Origin of the sequence: Halorubrum alkaliphilum, from assembly GCF_017873815.1 — an archaeon.
GTDB lineage: Archaea > Halobacteriota > Halobacteria > Halobacteriales > Haloferacaceae > Halorubrum > Halorubrum alkaliphilum.
The window spans coordinates 94,550-107,055 of record NZ_JAGGKQ010000001.1; the positions used below are offsets into that span (position 1 = coordinate 94,550).

Below are 12,506 nucleotides of genomic sequence, written 5' to 3' on the forward strand. Positions count from 1 at the left end.
GGGCTCTCGGCCCCCTCCGTGTGGGTCAGCAGGAACAGTAGTACTCGCGGTCGTCGAACTCCGTCTCGAACAGTTTCGCGGTCGGTGCCGGATCCGACGGCCGATAGATCCCGGTCGTAAGCGACCGTCCAGCCTCGAATTTCCCCGAGACCAGCGCGCGCCAGTCGTCGCCGCCGAGCAGGTCGCCGACCTCCCCACCGGAGAGGGCGGCGAGGTAGTCGCGCAGATAGACCCATCGTGCGGGCTCGATCCCGGTCGACTCGTACTCGGCGTCGGTGACCGCGGCGTACGCCGCCATCGGGAGGTTCGCCCCGGCAGCCACGGGCAGCGAGATCCACTTCCAGGGCCGCGTGTTGACGTCGAGCAGGAGGTACTCCTCACGCTCGCGGTCGTAGACGAACTCGGCCTCGCTGATCCCGTGGTAGCCGGCGTCGTCGAGGACGCCGAGCGCTCGCGCCTCTATCTCCGGGTCCGCGACGGTCTCGACCAGACAGGAGGTGCCGAACTGCCGGGGGTATCTGACGGCCGCGTTGCCGACGACGGCGAGGGCGTCGTCGACGCCCGAGGGCGGGACGTACGACGCCAGCGAGCGGTCCTCGCCGGTGGCGATGTCGACACGCTTCTGTGCCATCACCTCGACGCCCGCCGCCGCCGCGGCCGCGACGGTATCGCGGAACTCGGCCTCGTCGGCGACCTCTATCACGTTCGTGCCGAACGCCTCCTCGAACTCCCGCTTCCGGGCGGGCTTCACGACGAGCGGAAAGCCGAGCGCGTCGGCCGCGGCCTCGAGGTCGGCGTCGTCGACCGACCCCTCCCCGCCGTTCCCCCCGAGTCGATGCGTCTCCGGGTACGGCACGCCGAGTTCCTCACAGGTCGCGTACAGCTGCGACTTGTTCAACACGTCGTCGACCGTCTCGATCCCCGCGTACGGGAGCCGAACCCCGTCCGGGTCAGCCTCGGCGTACGCCAGTGCCCACTCGTCCATACAGCCGAACGCGACCGCCTCGCGTCCCGCGGCGTCGACTATCGCCTCCACGTCCTCGCGGAACCCGTCGAGGTCGTCGAGTGGATAGGTGACCGCGCCCGCAAAGTCGACCGCGTCCGACGGCGGGGCGAGGCCGTCGTGGGTGACCGAGACCGTCGCAGCCTCCGCGCCGCCGTCGGGACGGGAGGCGTCCTTGGAGCCGGAGGCGGATCCGCCGTTCGCCGGGCGGTCGAGCGCGATCACGGGCACGTCGTGGGCGTCGAGTGCCCTCGCGACCCCGAGTCCGGTGACGTGGGCGTTGCTGACGAGTGCGGGCGGGCAGTCGAACGACGCGTCCGTGAGCGCGTCGATCAGTCCCTGGGTGGAGTGAAATCGGTCTGCCATACCTCCGATCGCCGGTCCGGGTACAAAGGGACACCAGTACCGGACTCGCGTGCCACTACCGAAGACGGAGTTGGGTCGTACCGGAGCCCCCGGCGAGCGCCCGAGCCCCGATCCCGGCGCGTTTTTGCGTGCGCAGGGCGTACTCCGAGATATGAGCGATTCCGAGCACGACGCCGGGAACGAAACCGGGATCCCCCGTCGCGTCCGCCGCACCTTCGGAGATCACGGGTCCTTCGAACCCGTCGATATCGACGATTCGGATGGTGACGGAGGCGATGACGACACGAACGTCTGGACCTCCGAGACGACCGCGTTCGACGGCGAGGTCGCGGTTTTCTCCGCCGGAGACGGGCGTCTCCGCTTCGCCGTCACCGTTCGCGTGCCGTCGCTGTCGGCGGTTACGGCAGACGAGGTCGCCGACGTCGTCGAGACCGGCTGGTTCGAGACGTTCGAACGGCGCGTCGCCGATGTCGGGGGCGTCACGCGAGGCGACCACGAGTTCGATCCCGACGTTGATCGCGGGGTGGACGACGTCGTCGTCCGGTTCGAATTGAGCGATATCAACGAGCGCCGCGGAGTCGACGACGCCGGCGCGCTGATCGATTTCGTCGAGGGGACGTACGTCCAGGGCGTGATCCCCGGTTACGAGTACACGGAACCGGTTGCCGGGTTGATCTCGTCGGCGAGGCGGCAGGGCGGAGACGAGGCCGACGGAGCCGACGGCGGGGCGTTCTGATGGCGAGCGTCACGGACGCTCCGACCTCACTGGAGCCGACGTGCGGCGGAAGACCGCAGGAGGCTAGCACTGACGCATGATCGCGCTGCTCGGATTCGCGCTCGTCGTCGCGCTGCTGGCGTTTCACACCCTCGTTGCCGGCGTGGTGACACGCTTTTTCCGGCTTCGACTGTCGACGTCGTGGGGATGGGTAGTGTACACCGTCGTCCTGACGCCGATCCTGTTGCTCGTGTCGACCCTGCTTTTCGCCGGGTTCTTCGGTCTCGGAACGGGAGTGAACCTCCGGAGTCCGGCCGTCGTCGTCGCGCTGCTCGTGGTGCTACCGGCCGTTCTCGGTGCTGCCATCGACTACCTCTACGTCGAACCGCCCGACGAGTACGAGCTGCCGGATACGCGGTGATCGGGGCCAAGAGAGGGTACGCAACGGCAACTCACTCGTCGAGGATATCCGCGAGCGCCCGCTCGACAGAGTCGATCACCGCCTCCGGCGATCGGGTTGCGTCGATCCGAACGAACCGCTCGGGTTCGGCCTCGACGAGCCGTTCGTAGTTCTTCCGAACCGCGGACAGGTAGCCGTCGCGTTCGAGCTTGTTCGTCCGTCCCGCTCGGTCCGCCGCGGTTCGTGCGTCGAGGTCGAGATAGATCGTCGCGTCCGGCGGACGCGAGAACGCGCTGTGGATCCCCCGTACGTACTCCAGGGGTCGGGCGACGTCCGCGTCGCTCGCGGCGATGGTCGCGGCCTGATACGCGAACCGCGAGTCGGAGTAGCGGTCGGAGACGACGAGACGCCCCTCGTCGAGCGCCGGTCGGACCGTGTTGGCGAGGTGGTCGGCGTGGTCGGCGGTGTACAGGAAGAGTTCGGCGAGCGGATCAGCGTCGTCGTCGTCGATGGAGCGATACACCGCGTCTCCGTACCAGGAGTCGGTCGGCTCGCGGGTGAACAGGGCGTCGGGGTAGACGTCGTGGAGCGCCTCCCAGACCGTCGTTTTCCCGCTTCCGTCCAGTCCCTCCAGCGTGATCAGCATGCGTTCGCTCCGGCAGCCCGACGAATAAATCGCCGGATCCGGTCGCCGCCGGGACTGACGACCGTCGCGGCTCCCGTCCTCACGGATAGTCAGGCGATCCGCGACCGGAACTCCGGGACGCCCCCGCCGACGTCGGGGACTCGAAACAGTGCGCCCGCCCCCTCACCCTCCGTGTCGCGATCGGCGTCGGTCAACGCGGTCGTCAGGTAGAGGTCGTCGTAGTCGGGACCCGCGAACGTCACGGACGAGACCTTCCGCGCCGGGAGCGCGATCGTCTCGACCGGCTCGCCGTCCGGGTCGTACCGGACGACGCGGCTTCCGTTCCACCTGGCCGACCAGACGTGGTCCGCGTCGTCGACGGTCAAACCGTCCGGAACGCCGTCGTTTTCGGGCGTCTCCCGGAACGTTCGGCGGTTCGAGATCGATCCAGTCGTCCGGTCGTACTCGAACGCGTAGATCGACCGCGCCTCCGATTCCGTGAGGTAGAACGTCTCGCCGCCGCGCGAGAACCCCATGCCGTTCGGGATGTCGAGCCCCTCGACGACGACTCGGGTCGACCCGTCGGGGTCGATCCGGTACAGGTCACCGAGCCCGTCCCCGCTCGGCATCGTCCCCGCGAACACGCGCCCCTCGGGGTCCGCTATCACGTCGTTGAACCGTGTCTCGGCGTCGACGTCGAGAACCGTTTCGGTCCCGTCCGTACCGGGGACGTACCGTTCCACCGTTCCATGAGTGAACAGCAGGAGGGCTCCGTCCGCCTCGATCGTGTAGCCGCCCAGCGGGTCACCGTCCGTCTCGTAGACGAGGTCGTTCGCTCCCGTGGCCGGGTCGTGCGCGTACAGCCGGCCGGCCGGGATGTCTACCCAGTACAGTCGTTCCTCCTCCGGATGCCACAACGGTCCTTCACCTGTGTGCGCGCGTGTGTCGGCAACGCGGACGGGATCGACGTCGTTCATGCGACTCCCTTTCTTAAGCGTGATACTTCATTCCCCGTCTCGTACCCTCGGGTAGTGTAGCACAATTCACGGACGATCTGATCGTGTGAGGACCGTCGCCATCGATCGGCCCACGGTCGCCTTCGCTCGTTCGTCCCGCGGCGTCGACTCCGATCGGTAGAATCTTCTAAAATAGTCAGTTCAGTACTCGTGGAGGCGATCAACGAATAACGAGAGGGTCAACGACGTCGAGGAGCTCATCGAGCCGGCGGTCTCGGCAGTCGCCGACGCCGACTCGCACGCAAACCCGGGTACCACGACGGGAGCCGATCACCGAGACGACGCTGACACGGGAGACGATACCTCGTCCGTGAGCGTCATCACGGACTCAGACGGCCGTTCTCCTCGTCCGGAGCCAGCAGCCGACACCGACGTACACGGAGCCGGAACACACACCATGACATCGAACCACGACACACGTACCGCCGAAACCGACGCGTTGCGGGATCGGGCGGGTGCCAACCGAGGAGGCGTCCTCGCGACGCTCCGCGTACAGTATCCGGACGTACTCGCCGACCGCGGGTTCCGGCTGTTACACCCGCGAACCGGCGACCACTACACCGGTGACCGACGACACCTCGTCGCGACCTGCCGGTCGATCGCGAACCTCGCGGTCGGGGCACTCGTCGACGGCCCGGACTGGTGTATCGACGCCGCCGAACACGGGCTGCGGTTCCTCCGGGAGGCTCATCGCGCTACCGGCGGTGAGCACGACGACGGTGCCGGCGGCGGCTACCATCTCGTCGTGGACGGGTCGGGGGAGCCGGTCGATCGGACGCGGTCCGCCTACGCTCACGCGTTCGTTCTCCTCGCATACGCCCGGTCGACGGACGCCGGGATCGAGGGGGCCGCGGCCGATCTGGAGGCGACCCACGAGCTGATCGAGGCGCGGTTCCGCGACGAGGCTGGACTGCTCCGCAGCGACTGTGACCCCGACTGGACCGAGAAGGAGGCCTACCGCGGCCAGAACGCGAACATGCATGCGTGCGAGGCGTATCTCGCCGCCTACGAGGCGACCGGCGAGGAGCGATACCTCGATCGCGCGCGTCACATCGCCGAGACGATCACGGTCGAGCTAGCGGGAGAGACGGGCGGCCTGCTGTGGGAGCACTACTCCGACGAATGGGACCACGACTTCGCGTACAACGAGGAGACTCCGCGCCACCAGTTCCGACCGCCGGGCTACCAACCCGGTCATCACATCGAGTGGGCGAAGTTCCTCGCGCTCCTGGATCGCTACGGGGCGGACCCGCCGAAGGTCGACGCGGGGACCACCGGCTGGTACGAGCGTGCCCGGGAGCTGTTCGACAGCGCCGTCGACCACGGCTGGGCGGAGAACGGGTTCGTCTACACTCACGAGGCGAACGGAACGCCGATCGTCGCCGACCGTTACGGCTGGGCGCTCGCAGAGGCGATGGGTGCGTCCGCGGCGCTGTCCGAGCGGGCGGTCGCGAACGGTGACGACGAGGCGGCCGGGGTCCTCGACGAATGGAATCGACGCTTCGAGATCTGCGCCGACCTGTATCGGGGACCTGCCGGCGTCTGGTACGAGAAGCGGCTCGCTCCCGAGGACGGCGGCGGAGTCGTTCCGCCGGATTCGCCCGGCGTCGAGCCGGACTACCATCCGCTGGGCGCGCGCTATGAGGGATACCGATCCGCACGGAGGCGGTTACGTGACGACTGATCCCGACCGGCCTCCACTCGACGGAGAGCCGGTGACGACCACGGATACGACGACCACTGACACGGCGACACACACACTAACACACATGACATCGAACGACACCGACCCGACCGGAAACGACACTGCTGCGAGCGCGAACGACGCGGAAGCGGATCCGACGGTGATGCTCCCGCCGCGCCCGGACCGGCGGTGGACCATCGCGAAGCAGCTCGGACTCGACACGGCGGTCGTGCGCTTCTGGGGAGTCGACGACTGGTGGGAGTACGATACGCTCCAGCGGACCGTCACCCGGTTTGCCGACCACGGCTTCTCGTTGGACGTCGTCGAGGACCGCCCCCCGATGGAGAACACGGTGCTCGGCGAGGAGGGCCGTGACGAGGAGATAGCAACGGTCAAGACGCTGATCGAGAACATGGGGCGACTCGGGATCGACACCTACTGTTGGGTGTGGACGGAGAACCCGCTGGGCGTCATCCGGACGTCCGACTCGCTCCCCGGGCGCGGCGGCTCCCAGCGCATCGGGTACGACCACGAGTGGACCGAGCGCGCCCCGGACCACGAGGCGGCCGGAATCACCGAGGCAGAGCTGTGGGAGAACCTCGAGTACTTCCTCGACGAGATCGTTCCTGTCGCCGAGGAGTACGGGGTGAACCTCGCCTTACACCCCGACGACCCACCGACCTCGCCAGTTCGCGGCGTCCCGCGTATCGTCCAGTCCGTCGAGGACTATCGCCGCATCCTAGACCTCCACGAGAGTCCGCGGCACGGGGTCACGTTCTGTCAGGGTAACTTCTCGGCGATGGCGGGGGACACGATCGAGGCGATCCGCGAGTTCGGCGACCGGATCCACTTCGTCCACTTCCGAGACGTCGAGGGCGACGAGCGGAACTTCGTCGAGACGTGGCACGACGAGGGACCGACGGATATGAAGGCGGCGATCGAGGCGTATCGAGAGGTCGGCTTCGACGGTCCGATCCGCCCGGATCACGTCCCGAGAATGATCGGAGAACAGGACCGTGAGGACGCCATGGCGGGCTACACCGACATTGGCCGACTGTTCGCGATCGGCTACATCAAGGGACTGATCGAATGAGACCCGTAGTTCGGTTCGGCACTGCCTCGTGACATCGGCTGCGATGCCACTCGTGACCCGCGACGGACCGCCGGGAACACACCTTTTATTTCCTCGTCCTCGGTAGGGTTAGGTACGCGAATCGTGGACCACTCCTACCCGGACGATGGCCCGCCAATGGCCCGTCGATGGCCCGCCGGCCACGGTGGCCGAATCCCGGGAGAAGGGGTGCCACGGTCTATCCCACAATGAGCTTCGAAGTTCCAGACGAGTTACGATACCTAGAATCGCACGAATGGACGACCGGAGACGGAGAGACGGTTCGGATCGGCGTCTCGGACTTCGCACAGGACGAACTGGGCGACGTGGTGTTCGTCGAGCTGCCGTCCGTCGGCGACGAGGTCGTCGCGGGCGAGACGTTCGGCGTCGTCGAGTCGATAAAGGCCGTTTCCGACCTCTACTCTCCGGTCTCCGGCGAGGTCGTCGCGGTAAACGAGGAGCTGTTCGACCGCCCCGAACTCGTCAACGAGGACCCGTACGGGGACGGCTGGATGATCGAGGTCGCGCCGAGCGACGGAGTCGGCTTCGAGGCGCTGCTCGACGCGGCCGACTACGACGAACAGATCGCATGAGCGGGAGTCCGTACGCGCCACACACCGACGCGGAGACCGACGCGATGCTCGAAACGATCGGCGTCGACGACGAGGAGGCGCTGTTCGACATCCCCGATGCGGTCGGGTTCGACGGCGAGTTCGGCATCGACACCCGGAGCGAGCGGGAGATCCGCCGCGAGTGTACCCGACTGTTCGGTCGTAACGACGACCTCGTCGAGTTCCTCGGGCGCGGTCACTACGGTCACTACGTGCCGAGCGTCGTCGACCACCTCTCGGACCGTGCGGAGTTCCTCACGAGCTACACGCAGTACCAGCCCGAGGTCTCACAGGGATTCTTACAGGCGTTGTTCGAGTACCAGTCGATGCTCGTCGAGCTGACCGGGCTTCCGGTGGCGAACTGCTCGATGTACGACGCCGCGACCGGGCTGGCGGAGGCCGCGACCCTTGCCGACCGCGTTCGCTCGACGAGCGGCGACGTCGTCGTGGTGCCCGAGCACCTCCGGGAGGGCAAGGCGGCGGTGCTCTCAAACTACTGTGCGGGCGCGGATCTGACCGTCGAGTCGTATCCGATGGACGACGGAGTCGTCGACGTCGACGCCCTCGCGGAGCGACTCGGCGACGACGTCGTCATGGTGTACGCCGAGAACCCGACCGTCCGCGGCTGTATCGAAGAACGGCTCTCGACTATCGGCGAGCTCGCGAGCGAGAACGACGCGCTGTTCACGCTCGGCTCGGACGTCGTCGCGCTCTCGGTCCTCGAGGAGCCCGCGAGCGTCGGGGCCGACGTCGTCGTCGGCGAGGCCGGCGCGCTCGGCCTGCCGACCGCCTACGGCATGGGGCTCGGCGTGTTCGCGTGTCGCGAGGAGTTCCTCCGACAGGTCCCCGGGCGGCTCGTCGGTGCCGGCGAGGACGCGCACGGGGACCGCGCGTTCACGCTCACGCTTCAGACCCGTGAACAACATATCCGCAAGGAGCGTGCCACCTCGAACATCTGTACGAACCAGGCGTGGGTGGCGCTCCGCGCGGCGATCCACGCGGCGACGCTCGGCCCGGACGGGCTCGTCGAACTCGCGAACGACTGCGTCCGTGAGGCGGCGGATCTCGCCGAACGGATCGACGATCTCTCGGGCGCGAAGGCACCGGTCCACGATCGGCACCACTTCCGGGAGTTCGTCGTCAACACCGACCAGCCGGCGGCCGCGGTCGCGGGCGACCTCGCGGACGAAGGGTTCGCGGTTCACGTGGTCGGAGAGCATCTCATCGAGGTGTGCGTGACCGATCTGAACGCCGACCGCGCCGACGGGTTGGTCGCGGCGTTCGAGGAGGTGATCTGAGATGCGACACGATCAGGCTCGCTACACGCGAGAGGACGAACCGCATCACGAACCGCTTCTCTCGGAGACGGGCGAGGCGACGGTGGACGTAACCGACGAGTCCCCGCTTCCGGACGAACTCACACGCGATGAGGTGACGCTACCGAACCCCTCGGAACCGGAGATCGCCCGCCACTACACCCGCCTCTCGCAGATGAACTGGTCGATAGATTCGGGTCCGTACCCGCTTGGGAGCTGTACGATGAAGTACAACCCGAAGTTCACGGAGGACGTCGCCACGGATCCGAACGCGGCGGTCCATCCGGATCGCTCCGACCGAACCGTTCAGGGGAACTTAGAGCTACAGCATCGCCTCCAGGAGTTCCTCGCCGACATCGGCGGGATGGACGCGGTCACGCTCCAGCCGCCCGCGGGTGCCGCCGGCGAGTTCACCGGGATCCTGATCGCGAAGGCGTATCACGAGCACCACGACAACGACCGTTCGGAGGTCGTGATCCCGTCGTCGGCGCACGGAACCAACTTCGCGACCGCCGCGCTCGCCGGCTACGACGTGGTCGAACTCCCTTCCGGCGATGACGGACGCGTCGATCTGGAGGCGCTCGAAGCCGCCGTCGGCGACGACACGGCCGCGCTGATGTTGACGAACCCGAACACCGTCGGTCTGTTCGAGCGTGATATCACGGAGATCGCTGACATCGTTCACGACGCGGGCGGACTCCTCTACTACGACGGGGCAAACCTCAACGCGCTGTTGGGTCGCGGTCGCCCCGGCGACATGGGGTTCGACGTGATGCACTACAACGTCCACAAGACGTTCGCGACGCCACACGGCGGCGGCGGACCGGGTGCCGGTCCCGTCGGCGTCACCGACGAACTCGCCGAGTTCCTCCCGCGACCGCGAGTGCGCGAGGCGGAGACGGGAAGCGGCTACGAGCGGTTCGACCCGCCGGAGTCGATCGGGAAGGTACACGGCTTCGAGGGCAACTGGCTCGTGTTAATAAAGACGTACGCCTACATCGCGCGACTCGGCGACGAGGGGCTCGCGGACGCGGCGGCGAAGGCCGTGCTCAACGCGAACTATTTGGGCGAGCGGATCGACCTCGACGTGCCCTACGGCCCCTTCCATCACGAGTTCGCGGCGACCGCCGGCGACCGCGACGCCGCCGACGTCGCGAAGCGAATGCTCGACTTCGGCGTTCACCCGCCCACGACGAAGTGGCCCGAGATGGTGCCCGAGGCGATGTTGACCGAGCCGACCGAGATCGAGGGGCAGTCGTCGCTCGACGACCTCGCGGCCGCGTTCAACCGGGCGTACGCCGACGACGATGAGACGCTCGACGCCGCGCCGAACCGGACGACGTCGGCCCGTATCGATCAGGTCGACGCCGCGCGCACCCCGCGGCTCTCTTGGCGGGCGCTCGAAAACGACGGCGAGTAGGCGCGGCTCGCGGCAGTGAGGCTGGCGGTAGCCGGGCTCGCGGCGATCCGTCCCTGCCGCCGCCTGAACGCTTTTGCCGTTCCCGCTCGCCGGATCCGACATGACGTTCTCCATAGTCGCACGCGACCCAGAAACGGACGCGGTCGGCGTCGCCGTCCAGTCGAAGTTCATCAGCGTCGGCTCCGTCGTCCCGTTCGCCGCTGCCGACGCGGGCGCGGTGGCGACCCAAAGCTTCGCGAACGTCGCGTACGGGCCCGACGGACTCGACCTGCTCCGCGAGGGACACGCCGCAGGAGAGGTGATTGACGCCCTCATCGAGGACGACGAGGAGTCGGCGAGCAGACAGGTCGGCGTCGTCGGGCAGGACGGCTCCGTCGCAGCGTTCACCGGCGAGGAGTGTCTCGATGTCGCGGGCGACGTACAGGGCGAGAGCTACACCGTCCAAGGAAACATCTTGGAGAACGAACGGACGCTCACCGCGATGGCGGAGGCGTTCGAGACGGCGGACGGGGGATTGCCGGAGCGGCTTCTCGCGGCGCTGTTCGCCGGCGACGAGGCCGGCGGCGACTCCCGCGGCAAGCAGTCGGCCGCGCTGTACGTCGCCAAGCCGGAGGGGGGCTACGACGGGCGAAACGACCGCTGGATCGATGTCCGCGTCGACGACCATGAGGAGCCGATCGCGGAGCTGGAACGGGTGTTCAAGCTGTACGACGTGACGCTCCTCTCACGAGCCGAGCCGGACGAGCCACGGCCGCTGGAGGGCGAGCAGGCGGAGGCGGTGACCGAGGTCCTCGCCGACCTCGACTTTTATACCGGCGAGCCGTCGGAGACGTTCGGGACGGCGGAGCGCGACGCGCTGGAGTCGTTCCGCGGCGTCAACAACTTCGAGAACCACTCGATCACCGCGCTGGAGGACGCCATCGCACACGGCTGGGCGGAGACCGACGCCGAGGCTGAGGGTGAGACGCGCCTCGTCGACGCCGTCTGGCACGGGCTACGGCGACTGCCGCGTTTATAACCCGAGTTCGCGACCGATCACGACGTGTTGGATCTCGCTCGTCCCCTCGCCGATCTCCATGAGCTTCGCGTCGCGGTAGAAGCGTTGCGGCGCGAAATCGGTGGTGTAGCCGTAGCCGCCGAGCGTCTGGACGGCCTCCTCGGCCACCTCGCGGGCGGCCTCGCTGGCGTCGAGCTTCGCGAGCGCCGACGCCCGAGTGACCGGCTCTCCAGCGTCGTACGTCGTGGCTGCCTTATATGTAAGCAGGCGGGCGCGCTCGGTCTGCCGGTGCATGTGGACCACCTTGTCGCGGATCGCGTCGAACTTCGCGATCGGCTTGCCGAACTGCTCGCGTTCGCCCGCGTACTCCTTGGCGGCCTCGTAGGCCCCCTGTGCGAGCCCCGTCGACAGCGCGGCGATGGAGATCCGGCCGCCCTCCAGTGTCTTCATCGTCTGTGTCCATCCCTCTCCCTCCTCACCGAGGAGTCGGTCGGCCGGGAGACGAACGTCGTCCAGTCGGATCTCACAGGTCGGCGAGGAGTTGAGCCCCATCTTGTCCCAGACGGTCGTGACCTCGAACCCGTCGTCCTCGTCGGGGTCGACGATGAACGTCGAGATCCCGTCGTAGCCGGCGTCAGCATCGGTGACCGCCTTCACCAGCACCGAATTCGCGACGTTCGCGTTCGTGATGAACTGTTTCGTGCCGTTCAACACGTACTCGTCGGCGGCGGGGTCGTACTCGGCGGTCGTGTCCATGTTCGAGGCGTCCGAGCCGCTGCCCGGCTCCGTTAGCGCCCACGCACCCATCTCACCGCCCGACGCCAGCGGACGGAGCCATGTCTCTTTCTGTTCGTCGGTGCCGAACAGCTCGATCGGCTTCGCACCGAGCGAGGTGTGTGCGGCGTACGAGAGACCGATTCCACCGGAGACGCGGCCGAGTTCCTCCGTGACGAGGGCGTACATGAGCTGGTCGCCGCCGAGCCCGCCGTACTCCTCGCTCACCGGCACGCCCATCATATCGAGATCGTTCAGCTCCGCGAACACCTCGTCGGGGAACCGGTGGTCGTCCTCGATCTCTTGAGCGATCGGTTGGATCTCCTCCTCGCAAAAGTCCCGGACGGTATCGCGTATCATCCGGTGTTCCGCCGGCAGTTCGAAGTCCATAGGCAAGTCTTGCGGCGGCCGAGTATAAACGATGCGAACGACCGTGAAGAATACGGACGGATCCGTTTATCAGGTGCC

Annotated in this window: 12 protein-coding genes; 8 read left to right on the forward strand and 4 right to left on the reverse strand. The window is 67.4% G+C overall.

Annotated elements, in window-relative coordinates:
- Positions 1-25: 25 nt before the first annotated feature.
- On the reverse strand, positions 26-1,369 hold the full coding sequence (locus tag J2751_RS00455; RefSeq protein WP_209482494.1) for a carboxylate--amine ligase: 1,344 nt from the start codon (positions 1,367-1,369) through the stop codon (positions 26-28).
- Between the two features lie 151 nt (positions 1,370-1,520).
- On the opposite strand from J2751_RS00455, the gene J2751_RS00460 reads away from it, so the two are divergent.
- Complete coding sequence (locus tag J2751_RS00460) at positions 1,521-2,105, forward strand: DUF5813 family protein (protein WP_209482495.1); 585 nt, start codon at positions 1,521-1,523, stop codon at positions 2,103-2,105.
- A gap of 76 nt (positions 2,106-2,181) precedes the next feature.
- Positions 2,182-2,505: a hypothetical protein gene (locus J2751_RS00465; protein WP_209482496.1), complete on the forward strand. Its 324-nt coding sequence runs from the start codon at positions 2,182-2,184 to the stop codon at positions 2,503-2,505.
- A 31-nt stretch (positions 2,506-2,536) separates the two neighbouring features.
- Here the strand turns inward: J2751_RS00465 and tmk are convergent, their stop codons facing one another.
- Together tmk and J2751_RS00475 are read right to left on the reverse strand one after the other, a co-directional pair.
- The gene (gene tmk, locus J2751_RS00470) at positions 2,537-3,130 is read right to left on the reverse strand and encodes a dTMP kinase (RefSeq protein ID WP_209482497.1); all 594 of its coding nucleotides are present in this window, start codon (positions 3,128-3,130) and stop codon (positions 2,537-2,539) included.
- Positions 3,131-3,219: 89 nt separating this feature from the next.
- Positions 3,220-4,086: an SMP-30/gluconolactonase/LRE family protein gene (locus J2751_RS00475; RefSeq protein ID WP_209482498.1), complete on the reverse strand. Its 867-nt coding sequence runs from the start codon at positions 4,084-4,086 to the stop codon at positions 3,220-3,222.
- Positions 4,087-4,522: 436 nt separating this feature from the next.
- On the opposite strand from J2751_RS00475, the gene J2751_RS00480 reads away from it, so the two are divergent.
- From J2751_RS00480 to J2751_RS00505, 6 genes are all read left to right on the forward strand, one after another.
- On the forward strand, positions 4,523-5,809 hold the full coding sequence (locus J2751_RS00480) for an AGE family epimerase/isomerase (RefSeq protein WP_209482499.1): 1,287 nt from the start codon (positions 4,523-4,525) through the stop codon (positions 5,807-5,809).
- 163 nt (positions 5,810-5,972) lie between these two features.
- Positions 5,973-6,902 (forward strand): mannonate dehydratase, encoded by a 930-nt coding sequence (locus tag J2751_RS00485; protein WP_209482644.1) that lies wholly within the window; start codon positions 5,973-5,975, stop codon positions 6,900-6,902.
- Between the two features lie 227 nt (positions 6,903-7,129).
- On the forward strand, positions 7,130-7,513 hold the full coding sequence (gene gcvH / locus J2751_RS00490; RefSeq protein ID WP_209482500.1) for a glycine cleavage system protein GcvH: 384 nt from the start codon (positions 7,130-7,132) through the stop codon (positions 7,511-7,513).
- Positions 7,510-8,829, forward strand: coding sequence for an aminomethyl-transferring glycine dehydrogenase subunit GcvPA (gene gcvPA, locus J2751_RS00495; protein WP_209482501.1), 1,320 nt, complete (start codon positions 7,510-7,512; stop codon positions 8,827-8,829). The genes gcvH and gcvPA overlap by 4 nt, the downstream gene beginning before the upstream one ends.
- A 1-nt stretch (position 8,830) precedes the next feature.
- Entirely contained in the window at positions 8,831-10,267 is a 1,437-nt protein-coding gene (gcvPB, locus tag J2751_RS00500) for an aminomethyl-transferring glycine dehydrogenase subunit GcvPB (protein WP_209482502.1), read from the forward strand.
- Between the two features lie 100 nt (positions 10,268-10,367).
- The gene (locus J2751_RS00505) at positions 10,368-11,285 is read left to right on the forward strand and encodes a DUF1028 domain-containing protein (RefSeq protein WP_209482503.1); all 918 of its coding nucleotides are present in this window, start codon (positions 10,368-10,370) and stop codon (positions 11,283-11,285) included.
- On the opposite strand, the gene J2751_RS00510 is transcribed toward J2751_RS00505, so the two are convergent.
- Entirely contained in the window at positions 11,280-12,428 is a 1,149-nt protein-coding gene (locus J2751_RS00510) for an acyl-CoA dehydrogenase family protein (protein ID WP_209482504.1), read from the reverse strand. The two genes, J2751_RS00505 and J2751_RS00510, sit on opposite strands and share 6 nt — an antisense overlap.
- Between the last annotated feature and the right edge of the window lie 78 nt (positions 12,429-12,506).

Excerpts from the sequence above, each read along its gene's own strand:
- J2751_RS00455 (WP_209482494.1), bottom strand. The coding sequence starts at position 1,369 with ATGGCAGACCGATTTCACTCCACCCAGGGACTGATCGACGCGCTCACG.
- J2751_RS00460 (WP_209482495.1), top strand. The coding sequence starts at position 1,521 with ATGAGCGATTCCGAGCACGACGCCGGGAACGAAACCGGGATCCCCCGT.
- J2751_RS00465 (WP_209482496.1), top strand. The coding sequence starts at position 2,182 with ATGATCGCGCTGCTCGGATTCGCGCTCGTCGTCGCGCTGCTGGCGTTT.
- tmk (WP_209482497.1), bottom strand. The coding sequence starts at position 3,130 with ATGCTGATCACGCTGGAGGGACTGGACGGAAGCGGGAAAACGACGGTC.
- J2751_RS00475 (WP_209482498.1), bottom strand. The coding sequence starts at position 4,086 with ATGAACGACGTCGATCCCGTCCGCGTTGCCGACACACGCGCGCACACA.
- J2751_RS00480 (WP_209482499.1), top strand. The coding sequence starts at position 4,523 with ATGACATCGAACCACGACACACGTACCGCCGAAACCGACGCGTTGCGG.
- J2751_RS00485 (WP_209482644.1), top strand. The coding sequence starts at position 5,973 with ATGCTCCCGCCGCGCCCGGACCGGCGGTGGACCATCGCGAAGCAGCTC.
- gcvH (WP_209482500.1), top strand. The coding sequence starts at position 7,130 with ATGAGCTTCGAAGTTCCAGACGAGTTACGATACCTAGAATCGCACGAA.
- gcvPA (WP_209482501.1), top strand. The coding sequence starts at position 7,510 with ATGAGCGGGAGTCCGTACGCGCCACACACCGACGCGGAGACCGACGCG.
- gcvPB (WP_209482502.1), top strand. The coding sequence starts at position 8,831 with ATGCGACACGATCAGGCTCGCTACACGCGAGAGGACGAACCGCATCAC.
- J2751_RS00505 (WP_209482503.1), top strand. The coding sequence starts at position 10,368 with ATGACGTTCTCCATAGTCGCACGCGACCCAGAAACGGACGCGGTCGGC.
- J2751_RS00510 (WP_209482504.1), bottom strand. The coding sequence starts at position 12,428 with ATGGACTTCGAACTGCCGGCGGAACACCGGATGATACGCGATACCGTC.